Origin of the sequence: Flavobacterium celericrescens (assembly GCF_011392075.1) — a bacterium.
GTDB lineage: Bacteria > Bacteroidota > Bacteroidia > Flavobacteriales > Flavobacteriaceae > Flavobacterium > Flavobacterium celericrescens.
Map to the genome: position 1 here is coordinate 16623 of NZ_JAAJBV010000008.1, position 25193 is coordinate 41815.

General features: G+C 30.9%; 23 protein-coding genes and 1 tRNA gene. 12 read left to right on the plus strand and 12 right to left on the minus strand.

Going from position 1 to position 25193, the window contains the following annotated elements; genetic code table 11:
- Positions 1 to 5 precede the first annotated feature (5 nt).
- Positions 6 to 1937 (plus strand): amino acid permease, encoded by a 1932-nt coding sequence (locus G4L40_RS10650; RefSeq protein ID WP_166237183.1) that lies wholly within the window; start codon positions 6 to 8, stop codon positions 1935 to 1937.
- Between the two features lie 315 nt (positions 1938 to 2252).
- Here the strand turns inward: G4L40_RS10650 and G4L40_RS10655 are convergent, their stop codons facing one another.
- Entirely contained in the window at positions 2253 to 3881 is a 1629-nt protein-coding gene (locus G4L40_RS10655; RefSeq protein ID WP_166237184.1) for an acyl-CoA carboxylase subunit beta, read from the minus strand.
- Positions 3882 to 4040: 159 nt separating this feature from the next.
- Here G4L40_RS10655 and G4L40_RS10660 point away from each other — a divergent pair, with 159 nt between their 5' ends.
- Positions 4041 to 4682, plus strand: a complete 642-nt coding sequence (locus G4L40_RS10660; protein WP_166237185.1) for a DUF47 domain-containing protein — start codon at positions 4041 to 4043, stop codon at positions 4680 to 4682.
- Positions 4683 to 4706: 24 nt separating this feature from the next.
- Entirely contained in the window at positions 4707 to 6038 is a 1332-nt protein-coding gene (locus G4L40_RS10665; RefSeq protein ID WP_166237186.1) for an inorganic phosphate transporter, read from the plus strand.
- On the opposite strand, the gene G4L40_RS10670 is transcribed toward G4L40_RS10665, so the two are convergent.
- Complete coding sequence (locus G4L40_RS10670; protein ID WP_166237187.1) at positions 6031 to 6693, minus strand: spermidine synthase; 663 nt, start codon at positions 6691 to 6693, stop codon at positions 6031 to 6033. The two genes, G4L40_RS10665 and G4L40_RS10670, sit on opposite strands and share 8 nt — an antisense overlap.
- A gap of 57 nt (positions 6694 to 6750) precedes the next feature.
- Here G4L40_RS10670 and G4L40_RS10675 point away from each other — a divergent pair, with 57 nt between their 5' ends.
- Entirely contained in the window at positions 6751 to 7311 is a 561-nt protein-coding gene (locus G4L40_RS10675; RefSeq protein WP_166237188.1) for a 1-acyl-sn-glycerol-3-phosphate acyltransferase, read from the plus strand.
- A 104-nt stretch (positions 7312 to 7415) separates the two neighbouring features.
- Positions 7416 to 8450 carry a hypothetical protein gene (locus G4L40_RS10680; RefSeq protein ID WP_166237189.1) on the plus strand — a complete coding sequence of 345 codons (1035 nt, stop codon included), beginning with the start codon at positions 7416 to 7418 and terminating at the stop codon, positions 8448 to 8450.
- Positions 8451 to 8502: 52 nt separating this feature from the next.
- Here G4L40_RS10680 and G4L40_RS10685 read toward each other — a convergent pair whose 3' ends face one another.
- Complete coding sequence (locus G4L40_RS10685) at positions 8503 to 8964, minus strand: helix-turn-helix domain-containing protein (protein WP_166237190.1); 462 nt, start codon at positions 8962 to 8964, stop codon at positions 8503 to 8505.
- A gap of 301 nt (positions 8965 to 9265) precedes the next feature.
- On the opposite strand from G4L40_RS10685, the gene G4L40_RS10690 reads away from it, so the two are divergent.
- The 3 genes from G4L40_RS10690 to G4L40_RS10700 are packed head-to-tail and all read left to right on the plus strand — an operon-like array spanning position 9266 to position 11511.
- Positions 9266 to 10420, plus strand: a complete 1155-nt coding sequence (locus tag G4L40_RS10690; RefSeq protein ID WP_166237191.1) for a M14 family metallopeptidase — start codon at positions 9266 to 9268, stop codon at positions 10418 to 10420.
- Between the two features lie 57 nt (positions 10421 to 10477).
- A complete protein-coding gene (locus G4L40_RS10695) occupies positions 10478 to 10957 on the plus strand; it encodes an Lrp/AsnC family transcriptional regulator (protein WP_026726210.1) in 480 nt (159 codons plus the stop codon).
- A gap of 44 nt (positions 10958 to 11001) precedes the next feature.
- A complete protein-coding gene (locus G4L40_RS10700) occupies positions 11002 to 11511 on the plus strand; it encodes a DinB family protein (RefSeq protein ID WP_166237192.1) in 510 nt (169 codons plus the stop codon).
- Between the two features lie 36 nt (positions 11512 to 11547).
- Here G4L40_RS10700 and G4L40_RS10705 read toward each other — a convergent pair whose 3' ends face one another.
- From G4L40_RS10705 to aroB, 4 genes are all read right to left on the minus strand, one after another.
- Positions 11548 to 11907 (minus strand): DNA primase, encoded by a 360-nt coding sequence (locus tag G4L40_RS10705; protein WP_166237193.1) that lies wholly within the window; start codon positions 11905 to 11907, stop codon positions 11548 to 11550.
- Between the two features lie 87 nt (positions 11908 to 11994).
- A complete protein-coding gene (locus G4L40_RS10710) occupies positions 11995 to 12969 on the minus strand; it encodes a deoxyhypusine synthase family protein (protein ID WP_166237194.1) in 975 nt (324 codons plus the stop codon).
- Between the two features lie 14 nt (positions 12970 to 12983).
- The gene (locus G4L40_RS10715) at positions 12984 to 14390 is read right to left on the minus strand and encodes a type III PLP-dependent enzyme domain-containing protein (RefSeq protein ID WP_166237195.1); all 1407 of its coding nucleotides are present in this window, start codon (positions 14388 to 14390) and stop codon (positions 12984 to 12986) included.
- Between the two features lie 294 nt (positions 14391 to 14684).
- Positions 14685 to 15752, minus strand: coding sequence for a 3-dehydroquinate synthase (gene aroB, locus G4L40_RS10720; RefSeq protein ID WP_166237196.1), 1068 nt, complete (start codon positions 15750 to 15752; stop codon positions 14685 to 14687).
- 94 nt (positions 15753 to 15846) lie between these two features.
- On the opposite strand from aroB, the gene G4L40_RS10725 reads away from it, so the two are divergent.
- Positions 15847 to 17013: a proline dehydrogenase family protein gene (locus G4L40_RS10725; protein WP_166237197.1), complete on the plus strand. Its 1167-nt coding sequence runs from the start codon at positions 15847 to 15849 to the stop codon at positions 17011 to 17013.
- A 343-nt stretch (positions 17014 to 17356) separates the two neighbouring features.
- Here the strand turns inward: G4L40_RS10725 and G4L40_RS10730 are convergent.
- The 5 genes from G4L40_RS10730 to porX form a co-directional block, all read right to left on the minus strand.
- Positions 17357 to 17431, minus strand: a tRNA-Val gene (locus G4L40_RS10730).
- Between the two features lie 82 nt (positions 17432 to 17513).
- Complete coding sequence (locus G4L40_RS10735) at positions 17514 to 17900, minus strand: DUF4258 domain-containing protein (protein ID WP_166237198.1); 387 nt, start codon at positions 17898 to 17900, stop codon at positions 17514 to 17516.
- 74 nt (positions 17901 to 17974) lie between these two features.
- Entirely contained in the window at positions 17975 to 19171 is a 1197-nt protein-coding gene (locus G4L40_RS10740) for an alanine dehydrogenase (protein WP_166237199.1), read from the minus strand.
- Between the two features lie 90 nt (positions 19172 to 19261).
- Positions 19262 to 19675 (minus strand): tRNA (adenosine(37)-N6)-threonylcarbamoyltransferase complex ATPase subunit type 1 TsaE, encoded by a 414-nt coding sequence (tsaE, locus tag G4L40_RS10745; protein ID WP_166237200.1) that lies wholly within the window; start codon positions 19673 to 19675, stop codon positions 19262 to 19264.
- A 41-nt stretch (positions 19676 to 19716) separates the two neighbouring features.
- The gene (gene porX / locus G4L40_RS10750; protein WP_166237201.1) at positions 19717 to 21270 is read right to left on the minus strand and encodes a T9SS response regulator signal transducer PorX; all 1554 of its coding nucleotides are present in this window, start codon (positions 21268 to 21270) and stop codon (positions 19717 to 19719) included.
- A 135-nt stretch (positions 21271 to 21405) separates the two neighbouring features.
- Here porX and G4L40_RS10755 point away from each other — a divergent pair, with 135 nt between their 5' ends.
- The 3 genes from G4L40_RS10755 (at position 21406) to G4L40_RS10765 (ending at position 25189) form a co-directional block, all read left to right on the plus strand.
- Entirely contained in the window at positions 21406 to 22641 is a 1236-nt protein-coding gene (locus G4L40_RS10755) for an HD domain-containing protein (protein ID WP_166237202.1), read from the plus strand.
- A gap of 121 nt (positions 22642 to 22762) precedes the next feature.
- The gene (gene lpxD, locus G4L40_RS10760) at positions 22763 to 23782 is read left to right on the plus strand and encodes a UDP-3-O-(3-hydroxymyristoyl)glucosamine N-acyltransferase (RefSeq protein ID WP_166237203.1); all 1020 of its coding nucleotides are present in this window, start codon (positions 22763 to 22765) and stop codon (positions 23780 to 23782) included.
- Between the two features lie 18 nt (positions 23783 to 23800).
- Positions 23801 to 25189: a bifunctional UDP-3-O-[3-hydroxymyristoyl] N-acetylglucosamine deacetylase/3-hydroxyacyl-ACP dehydratase gene (locus G4L40_RS10765; protein ID WP_166237204.1), complete on the plus strand. Its 1389-nt coding sequence runs from the start codon at positions 23801 to 23803 to the stop codon at positions 25187 to 25189.
- The last annotated feature ends 4 nt before the right edge of the window (positions 25190 to 25193 follow it).

A 25193-nucleotide genomic window follows, 5' to 3' on the forward strand; every position in this document is an offset into this window, starting at 1 on the left:
TAAATATGAATTTTTCTAATTTATTCAGAAGAAAAACTGTTGATGATATTCTAAAACAAGTGGCAAAAAATGATGCAGACGGACATCATTCTTTAGGGAAACACTTAACAGCTAGAGATTTAACAGCTTTTGGTATTGCAGCTATTATAGGTGCAGGAATTTTTAGTACAATTGGAAAAGCAAGTGCTGATGGAGGTCCGGCCGTAATTTTCTTATTTATTTTTACAGCGATTGCATGTAGTTTTGCGGCGTTTGCTTATGCAGAATTTGCTTCAATGGTACCTGTTTCAGGTAGTGCTTATACATATTCTTATGTTGCATTTGGAGAAATCATTGCTTGGATAATTGGTTGGGCTTTAATTATGGAATATGCTATTGGTAATATTACGGTAGCAATATCATGGAGCGATTATTTTACTGGTTTGCTCGAAAGTGGAGGACTGCATTTGCCCCAATGGATTCAAATGGATTATTTAACAGCTTCAAAAGGGTTTGAAGAAGCAACGGCATTAATGAATGGCGGAAAATCTTTCGAGAATTTATCGGATGGTTTAAAATCTGCTTATACTGCTTGGACAACAGCTCCAACACTTGGAAGTTTTCATATCGTAGCAGATTTACCTGCATTGTTAATCATTGTTATCATTACTTGGTTAGTTTACAGAGGAATGAAGGAATCTCGTAATGCAAGTAATTTAATGGTTGTAGTAAAGCTTTGTATTATATTATTAGTTATCGCGGTTGGGATATTTTATGTAGATACAGCAAATTGGGATCCATTTGCACCTAATGGAGTAGGTGGAATTTTAAAAGGAGTTTCTGCTGTATTTTTTGCTTACATTGGTTTTGATGCTATTTCAACTACAGCTGAAGAATGTAAAGACCCGCAACGTGATTTACCAAGAGGTATGATGTGGGCAATTATTATATGTACAATTTTATATGTAATAATCGCTTTAGTGTTGACGGGTATGGTTAATTACTCGGATTTAAATGTGGGAGATCCATTAGCATTTGTTTTTGATAAGCTAGATTTAAAATGGATGTCAGGTATTATAGCTGTTAGTGCCGTTGTAGCAATGGCAAGTGTATTGCTTGTATTTCAAATGGGACAACCTCGTATATGGATGAGCATGAGTCGCGATGGATTATTACCAAAGCGTTTCTCTAAAGTCCATCCAAAATACAAAACGCCTTCATATGCAACCATTGTTACAGGTTTTGTAGTTGCTGTTCCTGCGTTGTTTTTGAATTTGACTATGGTTACTGATTTATGTAGTATTGGAACATTGTTTGCTTTCGTATTGGTTTGTGCTGGGGTTTTGGTTTTGCAAAATAGAACTGATATTCCACGAGGAAAATTTAAAACACCTTACGTGAATTCTAAATACGTGTTTCCATTGTTAATTTTTATAGGAATTTCAATTGCCTTTACAGTCAATAAGGAGGCTACAATGGGATTTATTACGAATGAAAAACAAATAAATGATGCAGCAACAATTGTAACTTCTTTGGAAGAATCGCAAACAAAAGAGGTTTTGACTTATTTGCAAGAGAAGGCTTTAGTAAAAGAAGCTAATGCAGATTTGGAAGAAGTATTAAGTAAGTTTTCTGAAGATGAAGTAGTATATAAAAATATTGTTGATTCATTGCCAATTGATAATGCTATGAAGTATGAGAGTGGTTTTACGTTATTCAAGCACAAAATACCGATGTGGATATTTTTGATATCATTAGTAGCATTTGCTGTTTGGTCATGGAGACAAAATCTTTCATTAATTCCATTACTTGGATTAGTTAGTTGTTTATATATGATGGCAGAATTGAGCGTATGGAATTGGATTTACTTTACTATTTGGTTACTAATAGGCTTAATTATTTATTTTGGATTTAGTCGCAAAAACAGTAAATTGAATTTAAAAAATAATATAAAGTAGTATAAAAAAATCCCGATTTAGTCGGGATTTTTTATGTAATTAAGTTTTATTTTTATAAGTAATTTATAGAGTAAAAAAGTGATATAGACTCCTATAATAAAAGTAATAATTATGTTTAATAAGTTAGGTTCATCATGATATCCTTCATAGAATAGTCTATATAGCCATGAAAATTTTGGAAATCTATATTCTAATGTATTTCCATTATCGATAAATATTATATCATAAATGCAAGTGTTAATCAATATTGCAATTGGAACACCAGAAAAAAAAGAAAATAATACAATTATTATGTTTCTATGAATATTTGACATTTTACACCTGAATTACACCTAAATTAAAAGTTTTTTCAATAGGAGCGTGGTTTGCGGCTTCAATGCCTATTGAAATCCAATTTCTGGTTTCTAATGGGTCAATAATCGCATCTGTCCATAATCTCGAAGCAGCATAATATGGAGAAACTTGTTCGTCGTATCGTGCTTTTATTTTATCAAATAACGCTGCCTCTTTAGCTTCATCAATAACTTCACCTTTTGCTTTTAATGAAGACGCTTCAATTTGTGCTAATACTTTTGCCGCTTGTGTTCCGCCCATTACAGCTAATTCAGCACTTGGCCATGCAAATATTAGTCTTGGGTCGTAAGCTTTTCCACACATTGCATAATTTCCTGCACCATAAGAATTACCAACAATTACCGTGAATTTTGGGACTACTGAATTTGCCATTGCATTTACCATTTTAGCACCATCTTTAATAATTCCTCCATGTTCAGATTTTGAACCAACCATAAAACCAGTAACATCTTGTATAAAAACCAAAGGAATTTTCTTTTGGTTACAATTAGCAATAAAACGCGTTGCTTTATCTGCAGAATCAGAATAAATGGCGCCACCAAATTGCATTTCACCTTTAGCCGTTTTTACAATTTTTCGTTGGTTTGCTACAATTCCTACTGCCCAACCATCTATTCGAGCGTAGGCAGTAATTAGTGTTTTTCCATAATCACCTTTGTATTCATCAAATTCTGAATTATCAACCAAACGTTTGATTATTTCATACATGTCATATTGATCGGCACGTGATTTGGGTAAAATACCATAAATATCTTTTGGCTCGAGAGTAGGCTTTTCAGCTTTTACACGATTGTATCCCGCTTTGTCAAAATCTCCAATTTTGCCTACAATATTTTTAATTCTATCTAAAGCGTCTTTATCATCTTTAGCTTTATAATCTGTAACACCCGAAATTTCACAATGTGTTGTTGCTCCTCCGAGTGTTTCATTATCAATTGTTTCTCCAATGGCAGCTTTTACTAAATAACTTCCAGCTAAGAAAATACTTCCAGTTTTGTCTACAATCATGGCTTCATCGCTCATAATAGGTAAATAAGCACCACCTGCAACACAACTTCCCATTACAGCGGCAATTTGTGTGATTCCCATGCTACTCATGTGTGCATTATTTCTAAAAATACGACCAAAATGTTCTTTATCAGGAAAAATTTCATCTTGCATTGGTAAATATACACCAGCAGAATCTACTAAATAAATAATAGGTAATCTATTTTCCATTGCAATCTCTTGCGCACGAAGGTTCTTTTTTCCTGTTATTGGAAACCAAGCACCTGCTTTTACAGTTGCATCATTTGCAACCACAATACATTGTTTTCCTGAAATGAAACCAATTTTAACAACCACACCACCAGATGGACATCCACCATGCTCTTTATACATTCCATCACCTACAAAAGCACCAATTTCGATACTTTTTGATTTTTCATCTAATAGATAGTCAATACGTTCACGAGCAGTCATTTTACCTTCTGCATGCAGTTTTTCAATTCTTTTTTCTCCACCGCCTAATTTAACTTGGGCAAATTTTTTGTTTAAATCAGAGAGTAAAAGCTTGTTATAATCTTCGTTTTTATTGAAATTAATGTCCATTTGGGTTTTGTTGTTTTATTGGATGGTAAAAATAAGAAAACGTTATCGAAAAAATATAATATTTTTAAATCTTAAATTTAATAACTTCTTATTATTGTTAAGTTAATGATAATTTAACATTGAGAAATTACTTTTGCACTGAATTTAAACACAAATAAAATGTCATTAAACAATATTTTTCAGTTTTTTGTTCCGAAAGATAAAAAGTTCTTTCCACTTTTCGAACAAGCTTCGGCAAATTTAATTTTATTAGCAGAAACCTTACATGAAGCAGTGAATGCTCCAAAAGGTGAAAGAGAAAACTACTTTAAAAAAATTGACGAATTAGAAGCTAATATTGAAGAAATTACTCACAAAACAAACATTGAATTGAGTAAAAATTTTATTACTCCATTTGATAGAGAGGACATTCACGCATTGATTAAATCAATGGACAATGTTGCAGATTTTATGCAAGGAGCTACAAGTAGAATGCGTTTATATCAAGTAGAGAAAATCACAAAATCGATTAGAAAATTAACAGAAATTAATTTAGAAGCTTGTCAATTAATTGGTGTTGGTATCAAAGAATTAAAAGATATGAACCACAAAGCTATTAAAGATGCTTGTAAAAGAATCAATAAATTAGAAAGTAAAGCTGATGTAGTTTTTGATAAAGCTGTAGCTGATATTTTTGAAAACGAAAGCGATGCTAAAAACATTATCAAATACAAAGAAGTATTGTCTGCCTTAGAATCTGCTTCAGATAAATGTAAAAGTGTTTCTAACGTAATGGAACAAATTTCTGTAAAACATTCATAATAGTTTAATTTTAAAAAACCCATTATGGATTTTACATTATTAATTATAATCATATTTTTAGCCTTAGTTTTTGATTACATCAATGGTTTTCATGATGCCGCAAATTCGATTGCTACAATTGTTGCTACAAAAGTATTAACGCCATTTCAAGCGGTACTTTGGGCTGCATTCTTTAATTTCTTAGCTTATTGGGTATTTGGTTTTGGTGTTGCAGATACAGTTGCTAAAACAGCTCATACAAGCAGTATTGATTTAACAACAATTTTAGCGGGAGTTATTGCTGCTATCATTTGGAATATTATCACTTGGTTAAAAGGAATTCCATCGTCATCATCTCATACACTTATTGGAGGTTTTGCTGGTGCTGCAATTGCTCATGGTTTATCAAGTGTTACAGATCCTGAGCATGCAGGTTTTAAAATTGTAAACTGGTTCAAAGCCGCTAAAGAAGGTGAATTATTGCCTTCAGGTGTAGTAATTGTAATTTTATTTATTGTATTTGCGCCATTGTTAGGGATGATAATTTCTTACTGTATTTCTCTTTGGTTGATGTATTCTTCTAAGAAAAATATTATGCCTAAAGTATTTACGGTTGCATTGATGTTATTGGTTGCTTGGTTTTTATATTCAGTTATGATTCCTTTTGAAGAAATCAAAAAACCTAGATTTGAAAGTGAATTTTGGAGTGTTATTACAGAACCACATAATATTAAATGGTTTTTAGTGGCATTTATTTTCTATAGTTTAGCGGTCTTTAACTTGATTTTTAGTAGTTTATCTACTGCTAAAGCAGAGGCTGTTTTAAAGAAAATGCAATTATTATCTTCAGCAGCCTTTAGTTTAGGACACGGAGGAAATGACTCGCAAAAAGTTATGGGTATTATTGCTGCAGCTGTAGCGGTTTATATCAAATCGAATCCAAATATTGATTTATCTGCTGGATGGTTAGACTTAAATGTAGTTTTGCCTTCAGAAAAAGATGGTGTTAAAATTGACGGTGTAATGCCAGGTTGGATTCCATTAACTTGTTATACAGTAATTGCTTTGGGAACGTTGAGCGGTGGATGGAAAATTGTTAAAACAATGGGTTCTAAAATTACGAAAGTGACTGCTTTTGAAGGTGTTGTAGCAGAATCTGCGGGTGCTTTAACATTATTCACTACTGAACATTTCAAAATTCCAGTATCAACAACACATACAATTACAGGTTCAATTATTGGAGTAGGAGTTACTAAAAGAGTTTCAGCTGTTCGTTGGGGAGTAACTGTCAAGTTATTGTGGGCATGGGTTTTAACCATACCAGTTTCAGCTATTCTTGCAGCTTTAATATATTTCCTATTGAAAATATTTATATAATTTTTTGAATAATGAGGAGTTGATTAAACTCTTCAACATTTACTAAATTTATCACTTTAAATTCACTGCTATTAAATTTTGATTTAAAAGCAGTGAATTTTTTTTCGTAATCATTTAATATCATGAAATTAAATAAGATATAACCATTTAATTCAAGTGATTTTTTAATATTATTAATAAATTTTTCTTCGAATAAAAAATCAGGCATATTGCTATCTTCAAATATATCAATGATGATTAAATTATATTTAACATCATGTTCTTCGATATGTTTTTGGGCATCATCGATAATAATAGTTACATTTTTATATTGATTAAGGCCAAAATACGTATTTGCAATCTTTATTACTTCTGCATCGATTTCTACACCCGTAATCGAACCTTTATAGCCAATATCTTCAATTAATGTTTTAATAGCACTTCCGCCTGCTACACCTAGTAATAGAACAGATTTCATCTCTAAAATAGTTTTATAACCAATTTGTTGAAATCCTTTTCTTAATACTTTTTCTAAACTACCATATGAATAATTCGTATGTTTTGAATCTAATACAAGCTTACCATTATTCCAGGTAACCTCTAAATTAGAGCTAACAGTTGATTGAGTTTCGTAAATTTTTATAGGCAAAAAATAACTTAATAATTGCTTAATCATGAAGATTTTATTTGTAATCGTAAATATAATTTTAATTTTGCCTTAAATTCATATCCAATGAAACAAATTTTATACAAATTTATTTTCTGTACACTATTAGGCTGGAAAGTTGTAGGAACAATTCCTTTTGAACTTAAAAAATGTGTTTTAATTGCAGTTCCGCATACTAGTTGGTGGGATTTTTTTCTTGGAATTTTTTCTCGAGGTATATTGGATATGGAAATCAATTATGTAGCAAAGAAAGAACTATTTGTTTTCCCTTTTAATTATTTTTTTACATGGACAGGAGGAACACCTTTGAATCGCCAAAAAAACGAAAATAAAGTTGATACAATTGCTAAAATATTTCAAGAAAAAGAAGTCTTTAGATTAGCAATAGCTCCAGAAGGAACAAGAAAAAAAGTATCCGAATGGAAAACGGGCTTTTATTATATGGCACTTAAGGCAAACGTACCAATTATACCTGTTGCATTTGATTATGGTAAAAAGCAAGTTGTTTATCATGCTCCTTTTTATCCAACAGGAAACATTGACGCTGATATTAAAATTTTAGAAGCCTATTATGTTGGTGTAGTGGGAAAAAAACCTGAATTAAGCTATATACCTAAGAATAATTAACTTGTATATCTTTGTAATTTGAATGTTTAAATTTTTTTTTTTAATTTTTTGAAAACCATTTCATATAGTTTTTCGTAAATGAGAGAAATTTAAAACTTTCAACAATGAGAAAACTATTTTTACCCTTAGCATTTTTAGCAATTTCATTTGCTTCATGTAATGATGATGATTCAATGGTTGCAACAGATCCAGAACCAATTGATACTACTCCAACACCAGCAGTAGAATTGAAATTATTCACATCGAGTAATACTTCTGGAAGCATCTCTTTTACAGATTTATTGTCACCATCACCAAGCCCAAAAAGCTTTGCAGTAGCTTCAACAGATTCAGATGGAATTTTTTATGATCCATTTAAAGATCAAGTTATTCAAGCTTCAAGAACAAACAATAGAGTTGAAGCATATTCAGGTTTTAGAAATTCAATCATTGCATCTGCCACTTCATTAAATTTTGCATTTTCTTCTACTTCAGATTTTACAAATGCAAGAGAAATTGCAGTTTCTGGAGATAAAGTAGTGGTTACTCAAGACCAAAATGCAGGGAATTCAAACACAAGTAAATTTTATGTCTACCAAAGAAATAATGACGGTTTTTCGTTATTAAATACTTATACGGTAGATATTAAATTATGGGGAATTCATTTAGAAGGAAATACTATGTATGCAATTGCTGATAACACTAGTGATTTGGTAGTATATAACAATTTCTTTGCAAATGCTACTGGAACAATTACTGCTTCAAAAAGAGTTACTATTGAAGGCTTGGTAAGAACTCACGGAATAACCTATTCAAATCAAGATAATGTAATGGTTCTCTCTGATGTAGGTTTGGCTTCAAGTGCAACAGATGGTGGATTGATAATTATTAATAATTTTTCTTCTGTTTTAAATGCTACTGCTAATATGGGAACAATTGCTATGAATAACCAAATTAGAATTTATGGGCCAAATTCATTATTAGGAAATCCAGTTGACGTTGCATACGATTTTGTTACAAATGATATTTACGTTGCAGAACGTTTAAATGGTGGTGGACAAGTATTAAAATTTTCTTTTCCAACAACTAATGGAGATTTTGCACCACAAACAGCTAGAACAGAAGCTGGTGTAACAGCAGTATATTTATTAAGAAGATAAAGTATGTTAGTAATTTAATTTTAAAAAAGCTCTTATAAATTAGAGCTTTTTTTTATGGAATGTAGTTTTTAAAAGTGCCATCTTGATAAAAAATAACAATACGCTCTATATTATTTGTTGATGATGGAGGAGTTATTTTATAATCAGAATCTGTGTGCTGTACATTTTTTTCAAAATTTTTATTTGGTACAGCCGAAAATAGATCAGGTGTTTCTAATTCATTTTGAATGATTGGCTCTTCAACAACAGGATTATTGGTTGTCTCAATATTTGTAATTTTATCATCTGATTTTGGAAATGTTCCTTTTCCATTTAATATCCAGTACAAATCCACTTCTGGAAAAACTTCAATTACTTTGATGATAAAATCAAGACTAGGTTTATTTCTGCCTGAGAGTAGGTGAGACAAACTAGAGCGTTGCACATTAATCTTATCCGCAAATGCAGAGGCAGATAGATTGTAATAATCGAGGATTATTTCTAAACGTTTAATAAAGTCATCTATGTTTACCATTGTAAATAAGGTTAAAAAAGAAACAAATTACAAATGTAAACAAAAATAAATCAATCTACAAGTTTACAAATGTAAAATAGTCTTTTTTAGTTATTTTTTGAATTTAATTAATGAATTGTAAAACACTAATAAACAATAATTTATTATATATATTTATTTTTAATCAATTTTGTAAACAGTTTCTGTGTACATTGAGTTTAATTCCGAATTTACATGTTTACAAAAGTAATAAATATGCTTCTTTTACATGTTTACAATTGTAAATATAAAGTTGTTTACATTTGTAACATAATAAATAAACATGAATAGTTTACAAATAGCAACAGAATATTTAGAGTCTAGTTTGAATGGAAAATACATTCATTTAGAAACTATTTTACCTTTATTAAAATCATTTGAAAGTGTATTTGAAATTTCTGAAATAGGAAAATCAGTTCAACAAAGAAGTATATATCAAGTTAAAATTGGTACAGGAAAAACTAAAATTTTGATCTGGTCTCAAATGCACGGTAATGAACCAACGACCACAAAAGGATTGTTTGATTTTTTTAATTTCTTAGCGTCAAATTCTATTGAGTCTATTCGAATTAAGAGTCAATATACTTTATTGTGTGTTCCAATGTTAAATCCAGACGGAGCTTTTGCTTATACTCGTGAAAATGCTAATGCAGTTGATTTAAATAGAGATGCTTTTTCAGCTACACAACCAGAAATGAAGCTATTGAAGGCTTTATATGAAGACTTTCGACCAGATTATTGTTATAATCTACATGATCAACGTACTATTTTTGGTACGACTGGACTAAATTTACCAGCTACAATATCTTTTTTAGCGCCTGCTTTTAATGAGAATAGAGATTATAATGTAGTGCGATTAAAAGCGATTTCGATAATCAATAGAATGAATGATGCTTTATCGCAATATATTCCTAATCAAATAGGTAGATTTGATGACAGTTATAACGTGAATTGCACTGGTGATTATTTTACAACTCAAAATACACCTACAATTCTTTTTGAAGCTGGGCATTATCCTAATGATTATATAAGAGAAGAAAGTAGAAAATATATTTTTGTTGCGCTTTTAAGTTCGTTTTTTGATAATTACGAAAACGTTGTAGTTGATAACGAATTGCAAAAATATTTGAGAATTCCTCAAAATAATAAATGTTTTTTTGATTTTATTTACAAAAATGTCAAAATTATTGATAATAGTGTTGAAAAAATAATTAACTTTGCAGCACAATATCAAGAAATTTTAGTTGATGATGAGATTCATTTTGAAGCTATTATTTCTAAAATATCAGATTTAGAGAATTATTCTGGACATGTTGAATATGATTGTGAATCTTTGCTTTTTTCTTCTGAAGGGAAAAATAATCCAGAAATAGGAGTAAAAGCAACGTTTACATTAAATAATTTAATCAAATTTAACAACGGTGTGAAAATAATTTAATAAATTTGCTTAGGTATTGATAAAAAAACAATAATTTAACATTTATTATAAGCACTTATGAGTAAGTTTCGTTTAGATGAAGTAGATCATCAAATTTTAGACATGTTAATTGATAACACAAGAGTTCCATTTACAGATATTGCTAAAAAGCTTTTAATTTCTGCTGGAACAGTTCATGTTAGAGTAAAAAAAATGGAAGATGCTGGAATCATACAAGGTTCGTCATTGACATTAGATTATGAAAAATTAGGATATTCTTTTATTGCTTATGTAGGGGTATTTTTGCACAACACTTCTCAGACTAAATTTGTTTTAGAAAGAATAAACCAAATTCCTTTTGTAACAGTTGCTCATGTAACTACTGGGAAATTTAATATTTTCTGTAAAATAAGAGCAAAAGATACTAAACACGCTAAAGAAGTTATCTTCATGATTGATGATATTGAAGGTGTTTACAGAACAGAAACTATGATTTCTTTAGAAGAGAGCATCAATGATAAAAAAAGATTGATGCATACAATTTTTAAAGAACTTTAATATAGTAAGCCTCTGAGAAGAGGCTTTTTTTATATCTTTAAAATATGAAAAATTTACAATCAAATGAATTTGCACCATATTATGCAAATTATATTAAATTAGTAGCTGAGCAAGATATTGTCAAAGGATTGAATGTTCAAAAAGAAGAATTGATTCATTTTTTTAAATCAATTCCAACTTTTAAGCAAGAGTATAGTTATGCTGAAGGTAAATGGACAATCAAAGATATATTGTTGCATTTAATTGATGCAGAAAGAGTTTTTGCTTACAGAGCACTTCGCATTGCGAGAAACGACTCAACTGCTTTACCAGGCTTTGAAGAAGATGATTATGTGATATTTGCTAATGCTAATCAACGCGAATTTGAAAGTCTTTTACAAGAGTATAAATTGGTCAGAGAAGCTACGATTGCATTATTTGAAAGTTTTAATGAGGAAGCGTTATTAAGATTAGGTATGGCTTCAGATTGTAGTGTTTCAGTAAGAGCAATTGGCTACATTATTCTTGGACATGAATTGCATCATAAGAATGTAATATTAGAACGATATTTATAAAAGAAAAGGGAATTCATTTGAATTCCCTTTTTATTTTTAATCTTCGTCATCCAAATCTTCTGGATCATCAGAATCGTTTGACATTTCTTCGTCTTCTTCTTCCTCTTCATCGTCTTCGATGTCTAATTCTTTCAGACCAGCAATTTTGTCAACTACAACTTCTTCTTCGATAATATCGTCTTCGTCATAATTTTCAATTCTGTCTGATAATTTTGTGCTCACTTTTACTAAAAATATAGTGTCTGAAGTACGTACTTCTACAGCTTCAACTGTTTCATTTTTAGCGTTTTTAAAGCGAATGATGTCTGAATCATCATAGCCGTCAGGAAATTTCTCAACTAGTAAGGTTAAGATTTCATTTGTTAATTTAGCGTAATCAACAATAACTCTTTTCATTGGGTAGTTTTTAATCTTGTAATTTCGTCAAATGTAATATCCTTAACTTATATTTTCAAGTAAATTGAAATATTTTTTTCAAAAATTTTACCAACCTAAAATGTAAGCAAACATTAATGGTGCAACTATCGTAGCGTCAGACTCTACGATAAATTTAGGTGTATGAATATCTAGTTTACCCCAAGTGATTTTTTCGTTTGGAACTGCTCCAGAGTATGAACCATAACTTGTAGTTGAATCAGAAATCTGGCAAAAATAGCTCCAAAACGGCACATCGTGCATTTCCATATCTTGGTATAACATCGGAACAACACAAATAGGGAAGTCTCCAGCAATTCCTCCACCAATTTGGAAGAAACCAATTCCTTTACCCGCACAATTTTTTGGATACCAATCTGCCAACCACATCATGTATTCGATACCACTTTTCATTGTAGTTGCTTTAAACTCACCTTTGATGCAGTAAGAAGAGAAAATATTACCCATTGTACTATCTTCCCATCCTGGAACAACAATTGGTAAATTCTTTTCAGCTGCGGCTACCATCCATGAATCAGCAGGATCAATTTCGTAGTATTGTTTTAATACACCTGAATTAATCATTTGATACATGAATTCATGTGGAAAATAGCGTTCTCCTTTAGAATCTGCATTATTCCAAATATCATATAAATGCGATTGTAATCTTCTAAAAGCTTCTTCTTCTGGAATACAAGTATCAGTTACGCGATTGTAATGATTTTCTAATAAATCCCATTCTTCTTGTGGAGATAAGTCTCTATAATTTGGAACTCTTTTGTATGAATTATGAGCTACCAAGTTCATGATATCTTCTTCTAAGTTAGCTCCAGTACAAGAAATAATATGTACTTTATCTTGACGAATCATTTCGGCTAATGATTTACCTAATTCAGCTGTACTCATAGCACCTGCTAACGTAATCATCATTTTTCCGTTGTCTAATAAATGCTCTTCATAACCTTTTGCTGCGTCTACTAAAGCGGCTGAGTTAAAATGAAGATAATGTTTTTCAATAAACTGGCTAATTGGTCCTTTGCTCATTATTTCTTATTTTATTATTCTTTCTTTTTATTATATCCTAAAATTTCTAGTACTTCTTCGGCTCTTTGTTGTTCAGAAAATACTTCTGTCGCAATTATTCCGTTTTTGTCTTTATCTATTAAAATGTGTTTTGGTTGTGGTAAAATACAGTGATGTAACCCGCCAAAACCACCAATAGTTTCTTGATACGCTCCAGTGTTAAAGAAACCAATATATAAAGGTTTTTCTTTGTTGTATTTTGGTAAATAAACAGCGTTCATGTGTTGTTCAGAATTGTAATAATCGTCTCCATCACAAGTTAATCCTCCTAAAAGTACTCTTTCGTAAGTATCATTCCAACGATTAACTGCCATCATAACAAAACGCTTGTTGATTGCCCATGTATCTGGTAGAGTGGTAATAAATGAAGAATCAATCATGTTCCAATTTTCTCTATCATTCTGTTTCTTTTGGTATAAAACTTGGTATAAAGCACCGCCAGATTCTCCAACAGTAAACGAACCAAACTCAGTAAATATATGTGGTACAGCTACTTCAGCATCATCACAAGCAATTTTAATTTGATTAAGAATTTCATCCACCATATATTGGTAATCATAATCAAAAGCTAATGAATTTTTGATAGGGAAGCCTCCACCAATATTTAAACTATCTAAAGAAGGACATTCTTTTTTCAAAGCGATGTACACTTTCATACATTTTAATAACTCATTCCAATAATAAGCTGTGTCGCGAATACCTGCATTGATAAAGAAGTGTAGCATTTTTAATTCTACTTTCTTGTTTTCTGCAATTTGTTTTCTGTAAAAAGGAACAATATCTTTATATCCAATTCCTAAACGAGAAGTATAGAACTCAAATTTTGGTTCTTCCTCAGCAGCAATTCTAATTCCAATTTTAAATTTACCATCAATTTGTTCTTGTAACAAATCTAATTCTTCAAAATTATCAATAACTGGAATGGTGTTTTTGTGTCCGTTATTGATTAAACGAGCAATATTAGTTACATATTGATCGCGTTTAAATCCGTTACAAACGATAAAAGTGTTTTTATTGATTTTGCCTTGCTCCATTAAATTTTCAACAATATCAATATCAAAAGCAGATGAAGTTTCAATATGAATGTTGTTTTTTAATGCTTCATTTAAAATGAATTCAAAATGAGAACTTTTAGTGCAATAGCAATAAAAATATTTGGCATCATAATCATGTTTTTCCATGGCATTTCTAAACCACATTTTTGCTTTGTTGATGTTTTGAGAAATCTTAGGCAAATAAGTAAATTTAAGGGGTGTGCCATATTCTTCAACCAATTTCATCAAGTCAATTCCATGAAATTGAAGATTATCTTTGTTTAAAGTAAATTCTTCTTGAGGGAAATAAAAAGTTTGATTGATTAAGTCGTAATATTTAGTGTTCATTTTAAAATTTTGGATTTAAATAATTAAAAGTGTGTTAATGATTATCAATCACAATTTTCAAACTCTAATATTAGCATATCGAATAGGGAGTTTTTCGCTAAACATCTTCGATAATTGGAACAAATCAATAATATGAAATGAGAAAATAGAAAAAATAAATCGCTCAATAATAGAGATGTCTGCATTTCTATTATTCAGTTTTCTATTGCGATTTGTTTGATTTTTATTTTCTTTCATTCGGGCAAAGTTAAAAAATAAAATAGCTAAAACTGAAAAGATTGCCTAAAAAAATGACTAGGCGTTGTAATCTTCAAAAGCTTTGTATATCAATGCATTATCTACTTCTTGGTTAATTTTTATTTTGCCTATACCATCAAGTAATGCAAATTGCACTTTTCCAAACTCATTTTTCTTGTCGTAAATTAATAAATCTATGATTTTTTCTATTTCTAATTTCGAAAAATCTATGCGGTCAAAAATATCGTTGATGATGTATTTAATTTCGTGATATTCTGCATTGCTTAACAAGTCTTTTTCTTTAGAAATATAGCTTTCTAATATCATTCCAATAGCTACAGCTTCACCATGAAGAAGATTTTTTTTAGCCTCGTTTTCTAAGAAATAACTTTCGATAGCATGACCAAGAGTGTGTCCAAAATTTAATGATTTTCGAATGCCATTTTCAGTTAAATCTTCACAAACTATATTGTTTTTTATTTGAATAGATTGATGAATTAATACGTTTAAATCCTCTGTATTCAAATCTTTTAGATTTTTAAATTTATCCCAATATGTTTTGTCAAAAATCAAACCATGTTTCAGCATTTCTGCTAAGCCTGAACGCATTTCGTTTTGAGGTAAAGTATTTAAAAATTGGGTGTCAATTAGTACAGCTTTCGGTTCGCGGATAATTCCAATTTGATTTTTTAAATTTCCTAAATCTACACCATTTTTTCCGCCAATAGAAGCATCTACCATTGAAAGTAGTGTTGTAGGGATGTTTACAAAATCAATTCCTCGTTTGAACGTGCATGCTACAAATCCTCCTAAGTCTGAGATTACACCGCCACCAAGATTTAAGACAATACTTTTTCTATCGCCACCTAGTTCAGATAATGCACTCCAAACTTCAGTGCAAGTAGCAATGTTTTTATGAATTTCGCCAACTTCTAATTCGATGATTTCAATTTCAATTTCGGTGGCTAAATTATTGAGAAAATGTGGCAAACAATATTGCGAAGTATTCTCATCAACAAGAATAAATATTTTAGAATAATGAGAAGGAATTAGCAGGGAAGCTAAAGTTTCATATCCTATAGAATCAAAATAAACGCTATAATTATTGGCTGTGATTGTTTGCATGTGAAAGCTTGAATTTTATTGCAAAATAAGGTAAAATTTATTTAAAATTCGTAAAAACTGATGTATATTTGTGTCGCTTTTTATCAAAAATATCATGAATAAAATATTTGACAATACACAAGTTGCTTTTTCTTTAAAAAGTGACACAGAGCTTGAAAGAGCTTATTTTCTTTTTAAATTAATTGCAAGTCAACCACTTGTAAAAATAGGTACAGCAGTAACAAATTTTGCCTTAAAAGCACATTTACCAGTGGAAGGGTTGATTCGTTCTACGGTTTTTGACCATTTTTGTGGTGGTGTGAATGAAGTAGATTGTTTAAAAGTAGTAGATAAAATGTATACCAAAGGTGTGTCTTCTGTTTTGGATTATTCTGTTGAAGGAAAAGAAGAAGAAGCGCAATTTGATGCCGCTCTAGAAATGACTTTAAAAACCATTGAGTTTGCTAGAGAGCGTGAAGCTATTCCATTTGCAGTTTTTAAACCAACAGGTTTTGGGCGTTTAGATTTATATGAAAAAGTAGGTGAGAAGGCTGTTTTAACTGTTGCTGAGCAAGAAGAATGGAGTAGAGTAATTGCTCGTTTTGACTTAGCTTGTAAAACTGCATATGAAAAAGATGTTTTATTGCTAATTGACGCTGAAGAAAGCTGGATGCAAGACGCTGCAGATGCTATTGTAACAGATATGATGCGCAAATATAATAAACAAAAAGCTATTGTTTTCAATACGTTACAAATGTATCGTTGGGATCGATTGGATTATTTGAAACAATTGCATGAGCAAGCAAAAACAGAAGGTTTTTACATAGGAATGAAATTGGTTCGTGGCGCTTATATGGAAAAGGAAAATGAAAGAGCTGCCGAAAGAGGTTTAAAATCTCCAATTTGTATTTCTAAAGAAGCTACAGATATTAACTATGATGCAGCAGTGTTGTATATGGTTGAGAATATTGATAAAATGGCCATTTTTGCTGGTACGCACAATGAAGAAAGTTCGTATAAATTAATGCGATTATTAGAAGAAAAAGGTATTACAAGAGATGACAAACGCATCTTTTTTGGGCAATTATTAGGAATGAGCGATAACATTAGTTTTAATTTGGCCGAAAACAAGTATAATGTTGCAAAATATTTACCCTTTGGCCCTGTAAGAGATGTGATGCCATACTTGATAAGAAGGGCTGAAGAAAACACCTCTGTAGCAGGACAAACCAGCAGAGAGCTTACACTTATTAAAAAAGAAAAAGAACGCAGAAAGTTATAAAAAGAAAATCCCGCCATAGCGGGATTTTTTATTTGTTTTAAGTGCGGATTTAGTAAGTGGAAGTTTATTTCTAATTAAAGATAAACGTGAATTTTTGCGCTTTTTTCGAATTAGCGCAAAATAGCTGTTGGTGGTAGTTACAATTTTCCTCCAAGTTTATAATAGATTTGTTTAAAACTATATTTTTCAATTTTCCTTTATGTTGAATTTTAAGTTCAAATTTAAGTTTAGCATAATTTGTATAATAAAAACTTGAAATTTGATTTTCTACTTTTTCATTTTTAAATAACCACAAAGTATAAAAACAAAAAAAGCACTTCCATAAGAAGTGCTTTAATTTTTGTGGGCGATGAGGGGTTCGAACCCCCGACCCCCTCGGTGTAAACGAGGTGCTCTGAACCAGCTGAGCTAATCGCCCCAATAAGTTGCTTTACTATTACTGTATTGCGAGTGCAAATATACAAGGATTATTTGTTTTTGCAAGCGTTTTAAGAAAAAAATTACTTTTTTTCTATCTTTTCTAAGAGTACTTTGTTGGTGTAATTAACCATGGTAATGGTAATGTCTTCATTTTTAGAAGTTTTACCTTCAATTAGATATATTTTGCCTTTGCGATAAGGTTCGTTACTTTTTTCAAAATCTACATCTCCATAGGTTAAACTATTCTTGATATCTTCCATCGTAACCCATTTTTCGTTTAACGATTGTTTCGCAAGTGAATCAATTTCTAATGATTTACTACGCAAGTCTTTTAAAACACGACAATTGGGTAAATAACAAAATTCAACTCCACGACTGCTAGCTTTGGCTTTTAAAAACCACATTACAAAAACGCCTCCTAAAAGCAATCCAAATAAATAATAGGCTAAACGAAACTGAAACTTCATAAGATTTTAATTTGCGCAAATTTAGTATAAATTATACACATAAACACGAAGATTAGTTTGTGATTTGAAGTATTTTAAAAAACAATCAAGTTAATATCTCTGTGTTCTAAATTAAACCAATCGGCAATAGCTTTGTTGGTTAATAAACCATGATAGCTATAGATGCCGTTTTTTAAACCTCTATTGCAACGAATTGCACTTTCAATACCACCATCTTCAGCAATGTGCAACAAGAAAGGAGAAATAATATTGCTTATCGACATAGAAGCTGTTTTGGAATAACGTGAAGGTATATTCGGTACACAATAATGAATCACTCCGTTTTTGATAAATGTTGGTTTTTCGTGTGTAGTTACTTCAGAAGTTTCAAAACAACCGCCAGTATCAATACTAACATCAACAATTACAGCACCTTTTTTCATGTGTTCGACCATGGTTTCGGTAACGACAATTGGTGCGCGATTTTTTCCTTTCATAGCACCAATGGCTACATCGCATCGACGTAAGGCTTTTAAAAGCGATTTATCCTGTATAGTTGAAGTAAATATTCGTTGATTTAATGTGTTTTGTAATCGGCGTAATTTGGTAATTGAATTATCAAATACTTTAACGCTTGCGCCTAATCCTAGAGCGGTTCTTGCAGCATATTCGGCAACTGTTCCGGCACCAATGATAACCACTTTTGTAGGTGGAACTCCCGTAATATTTCCAAATAATAATCCTTTTCCAATGTTTTCGCCAATCATTAATTCAGAAGCGATTAAAACAGAAGCTGTTCCTGCTATTTCAGATAGTGATTTTACAGCTGGATAAGAACCATCTTCGTCTTTTATGAATTCAAAGGCTAATGCTGTAATTCTTTTTGAGGCTAAGGCTTCAAAATATTCTTTTTTCTGTGTTTTTAATTGAATTGCAGAAATGACAATAGTTTGTGGATTCATTATTTCAATTTCTGCTAGAGTGGGTGGCTCAACTTTTAAAATCATTGGGCAACCTAGTACTTTTTTTGTGTCTTGGGTTATTTCGGCACCAGCATCACTATATTCTTTATCGCTATAACTTGAACTTTCTCCAGAACCTGCTTCTATCATTACGCGATGTCCGTGAGAAACTAAAGAAGAAACCGCATCAGGTGTTAAACAAATACGACGCTCTTGATAAGATGTTTCTTTTGGAATTCCAATAAATAATTCGCTTTTATGTCTAGCAACTTCTAGCTTCTCTTCTTGCGGAAGTAATTGAGATTTTGAAAAAGGACTATAAATAGACATAGCGATTGATTTTTTGATGCGCCAATTTAGTAATAATTTTAAACTTAAGAAAATAGAAATTAGAAAAAAGAAAATAGATTTTGAAAATGTTTAATTTTTCAATACCAATTCTCTTTTTCCATCTGCCATAACCTTTATTGAAATACTAGCGTGGTCTATAGGAATTAAATTTGGTGTTTTTTCTGGCCATTCAATAAAACACCAATTGTCAGAATAAAAATATTCGTCTAATCCCATATCATAACCTTCTTCTTCAGAATTTAAACGATATAAATCGAAATGATATACAATCTCACCATTAAAAGTATGATATTCGTTAACTAATGAAAATGTAGGACTGCTCGAATTGTCTTGAACACCTAATTCTTTGACTAATTCTTTAATCAACGTTGTTTTTCCAGCGCCCATTTGCGCGTGAAATGTAATTACTTTTTTTAAGGAAGGCGTGGCTAATATTTGTTTAGCTACGTTTGTGATTTCGTCTAATGAAAAAATTATCGTCATATTTATTTATAACTTTACTGAACACTTATAACTGAATACTCCTAACGCGGTTCTAATACTAAAAAAGGAATTACCATTTCTTCTAATGAAATTCCGCCATGTTGATACGTATTTCGGTAATAACTCACATAATGATTGAAGTTGTTTACATAAGCTAAAAATAAATCGTTTTTAGCGAATATAAATGAACTGCTCATGTTTAGTGCTGGAAGCCCAATTTTTTTAGGATCTTTCACTGCAAAAACATCTTTGTCTTCATAGGTTAAACTTCTTCCAGTTTTATATCGAAGGTTTAAGCTCGTATTTTTATCACCAATTACTTTTGATGGGTTTTTGCAATTTATGGTTCCGTGGTCTGTGGTTAGAATTAATCTAAAGCCTTGTTGTTGGGCTTGTTGAATCATATCTAACAAAGGAGAATTCTTGAACCAGCTCACAGTTAAAGAACGATATGCTTTGTCATTTGAGGCTAATTCTTTTACCACATCCATTTCGGTTTTTGCATGGGAAAGCATGTCTACAAAGTTGTAAACTATAGTTGTTAAATCATTGTTTTTTAATGATTTGAAGTTGTCTGCTAATTTTTTTCCTGAAGCAAAATTGGTAACTTTATAATATTCTTGTTTAATGTTTAATCCTAAACGTTTTAATTGTTCGGTTAAAAAATCAGCTTCGTGTAAATTTTTTCCACCTTCATCTACATCATTTTTCCAATATTGTGGAAATTTCTTTTCCATTTCCAATGGTGTTAATCCAGAAAAAATTGCATTTCGAGCATATTGTGTTGCGGTTGGTAGAATAGAGTAGTAGCTCACTTCTTTTTCTAACTTGTAATGATTATTAACAATGCTTTCAAACGCTTTCCATTGATCATAACGCAAGTTGTCAATTACAATAAATAAAATAGGTTTGTCTTTTTTTCGAATTTCTGGCGCAACTAATTCACCAAAAATTTCATGAGAAAGTACGGGTTTGTCTGCTTTTGGCGTGAACCAATCTTCGTAATTTCGTTCAATGAATTTTCCAAATTGTACGTTGGCTTCTACTTTTTGGCTTTCTAAAATCTCAACCATACTTTGGTCTTCAATATTTTCGAGTTTAAGTTCCCAAAATAATAGTTTTTTGTACAATTCTACCCAGTCTTCATAGGTGCGAACCATTGCCATATCCATCGCAATTTTTCGGAATTCTTTTTGATAATCTAAAGTTGTTTTTTCAGAAACTAAGCGCGAATGGTCTAAATTTTTCTTTAAACTCAATAAAATCTGATTTGGATTCACAGGTTTTATCAAATAATCGGCAATTTTAGATCCTATGGCTTCTTCCATGATATATTCTTCTTCACTTTTGGTAATCATTATTACAGGAATAGAAGATTTTTTTTCTTTGATTTCAGCCAAGGTTTCTAAACCACTTAATCCAGGCATGTTTTCATCTAAAAAAACAATATCAAAGTTCTCGTTATCAAATAAATCAATAGCGTCTTGTCCATTATTACAAGTGGTAACATGGTAATTTTTCTTTTCTAAAAAAAGTATATGTGGTTTTAATAAATCAATTTCATCATCCACCCAAAGTATTTTTATTTGGCTCATTTTTCCTGAATTTGTGTGCAATTTACTATTTATTAAACGACGATTGTATTAAAATTAGTATAAATTTTTGGAATAGTTTTAAACAATTCGGTTTGGAAAAAATACTTACATTTGTTATCCAAAAAAATCAATCCTGTGAGCCAGACTAACAAACTCAAAATATTTAATGATCCTATTTATGGATTTATTACCATTCCCAATACTCTAATTTACGATTTAATTCAACATCCCTATTTTCAACGATTACGTCGTATTTCACAAATGGGAATGTCGTATTTGGTTTATCCTGGAGCGCATCATACTCGTTTTCACCATGCGTTAGGTTGTATGCATATTATGCAAAAAGCCGTACAAACCCTTAAATTTAAAGGAGTTTCCATATCTTCAGAGGAAGAGAATGCTTTATATATTGCTATTTTATTACATGATATCGGGCATGGTCCGTATAGTCATGCCATGGAGCATAGTATTGTGGAAGAAGTGCATCATGAAGAATTGTCGTTACTTTTTATGGAGCAACTAAACAAAGAATTTGACGGAGAATTAGCTTTAGCAATTCAAGTTTTTAAAGGTGAATATCATCGTAAATTTATGCTGCAACTAATTTCTAGTCAGTTAGATATGGATCGAATGGATTATTTAAAACGTGATAGTTTTTATAGTGGTGTAGCTGAAGGAAACATCAATAGTGATCGATTGATTCAGATGATGAATGTGCAAGACGATGTTTTAGTAATTGAAGAAAAAGGAATTTATTCTGTAGAAAAATTTTTGGTGGCAAGAAGATTGATGTATTGGCAAGCTTATTTGCATAAAACGAGTGTTGTGGCTGAATTAATTTTGACAAAAATTCTAAAACGAGCTAAAGAATTGACACAAAAAGGATTAGTGCTACCATGTAGTGAATCTTTACAGTTTTTTATGCAACATAAAATTTCGTTGGAAGATTTTGATAAAAATGTATTGGATAAGTTTTCATATTTAGATGATTATGACGTGATGGGAGCAATAAAATCGTGGCAATTTAATGATGATTATGTGTTAAGAAATTTATGTCGCATGATTCTAAATCGTGATTTGCTAAAGATTCAAATAACTGAAGATAAACCAAACAAAGAGAATATGTTAGGTTTAAAAAATAAATTCATAAGCAAAGTGTCAATTTCTGAAAAAGAAGCAGATTATTTTGTATTTAAAGGAAAGCTAAAAAATCAAGCATATAGTAAATCTAGCGAACCAATTTATGTCTTAAAAAAAGACAAAACAATTGAAGATGTCGTAGAAGCTTCAGACCAAATGTACTTGAAAGCATTATCCAAAGAAGTGACTAAATATTACATTTGTTTTCCAAAAGTCGTATTAGAATCTTAACATTTTAATTTAATTTTATATTTTTGCCCATATAAAACACTCAAATTTGTATATTTGATAGTTTTGAGTCGTTTTATATTTACCATTTCGTTTTAATTACGGAATAAACATTATTATTTAAATGAAATTTACAGCAGCGCAAATAGCAGGTATTTTAGAAGGTGAAGTAGTAGGTAATCCTAATGCAGAAGTTTATAAATTATCTAAAATAGAAGAAGGTACTGAAGGTTCTCTAACGTTTTTAGCCAACCCAAAATATATTAATTTCATTTATTCTACAAAAGCTACGGTTACAATTGTGAGTAACACTTTTGAACCAGAGCAAGAAATTACAACTACACTTATCAAGGTTGAAGATGCTTATAAGTCATTTTCAAAATTATTAGAATATTACAATCAAGTAAAATTGATGAAATCAGGAATTGAGCAACCATCGGTTATTTCTGAAGGTGTTACATATGGTACTGATTTATATTTAGGTAGTTTTTGTTATGTTGGAAAAAATGTAACCATTGGAAATAATGTAAAAATTTATCCAAATAGTTTTATTGGAGACAATGTTACAATAGGAGACAATTGTATTTTCTTTGCAGGTGTTAGAATTTATTCAGAAACTGAAATAGGTTCTAATTGCACAATCCATTCTGGAACTATTGTTGGTTCGGACGGCTTTGGATTTGCACCACAAGAAGATGGAACTTATAAAAAAGTACCGCAAATTGGAAATGTTATAATTGAAGATGATGTTGAAATTGGCTCTTGTTCAACTATTGATAGAGCTACTTTGGGTTCAACAATTATTAAAAAAGGAGTAAAATTAGACAATCATATACAAGTTGCACACAATGTTGAGATTGGTGAAAATACTGTAATTGCAGCACAAACAGGTATTGCAGGATCAACCAAGATTGGTAAAAACTGTATGATTGGTGGTCAAGTTGGAATTGTAGGACATATTACAATAGGTAATGGGGTGAAAATTCAAGCGCAATCGGGTATTGGAAAAAGTTTAGCTGATGGAGAGGTAGTACAAGGAAGTCCAGCATTCAATTATGGTGATTTTGCAAAATCATTCGTACATTTTAGAAATTTACCTAAAATTGTTTCAGAATTAGAAGAAATCAAAAAACAACAACAATAAATAAAAATAGAATAAATCATGATTAAACAAACAACCATTGCCAGTGAAATATCATTAACTGGAGTAGGATTACACACGGGGCAAGAAGTTACAATGACTTTCAAACCTGCGCCTATCAACAACGGTTTTACATTTGTTAGAGTCGATTTAGAAGGGCAACCAATTATTGAAGCTGATGCTAATTATGTAGTTAATACACAAAGAGGAACTAATTTGGAAAAATTAGGTGTTATGATTCAAACACCTGAACATGTTTTGGCAGCACTAGTTGGATGTGATTTAGATAACGTTATCATAGAATTAAACGCATCTGAACTACCAATTATGGATGGCTCTTCAAAATATTTTGTTGAAGCTATTGAAAAAGCGGGTGTTGTTGAGCAAGATGCGGAACGAAAAGTATATGTAGTTAAAGAAGTTATTACTTATACAGATGAAGCAACGGGAAGCGAAATAACGGTTATTCCTAGCGATCATTATTGTGTAACTGCAATGGTAGATTTTGGTACTAAAGTTTTGGGTACACAAAATGCAACTATGAAAAACATTACAGAATTTAAAAACGAAATTGCTGATTGTAGAACATTTAGTTTTTTACATGAATTAGAAAGTTTATTAAATAATGGATTGATAAAAGGCGGTGATTTAAATAACGCAATTGTGTATGTAGATAAAGAAATTTCTACTGAAACAATGGAAAATCTAAAGAAGGCTTTCAACAAAGAAAGTATCTCTGTAAAAGAAAATGGAATTTTAGATAATCTTACATTGCATTATCCAAACGAGGCTGCTCGCCATAAGTTATTAGATATAATTGGTGATTTATCATTAATAGGAACAAAAATCCAGGGAAAAATTATAGCTAATAAACCAGGTCATTTTGTGAATACGCAATTTGCTAAAAAACTTTCTAAATTAATCAAAATAGAAGAACGTAATAACGTACCTTCTTATGATATTAATAAAGAGCCTGTTTTAGATATTCATGGTATAATGAATTTATTGCCACATCGACCACCATTCTTATTAGTAGATAAAATTTTAGAACTTTCCGATACTCATGTAGTTGGTTTAAAAAATGTAACAATGAACGAAGATTTCTTCGTTGGGCATTTTCCAGGTGCACCAGTAATGCCTGGAGTTTTGCAAGTTGAAGCAATGGCGCAAACAGGAGGAATTTTAATTTTAAGTACTGTTCCAGATCCAGAAAATTACTTAACTTATTTTATGAAAATAGATAATGTTAAGTTTAAAAATAAAGTCTTACCAGGCGATACATTATTCTTTAAATGCGATTTAATTTCTCCAATTAGAAGAGGAATTTGTCACATGCAAGCATATGCGTATGCAAACGGAAAGTTAGTTTCAGAAGCCGAATTAATGGCACAAATTGTTAAAGTTAAATAAAGAC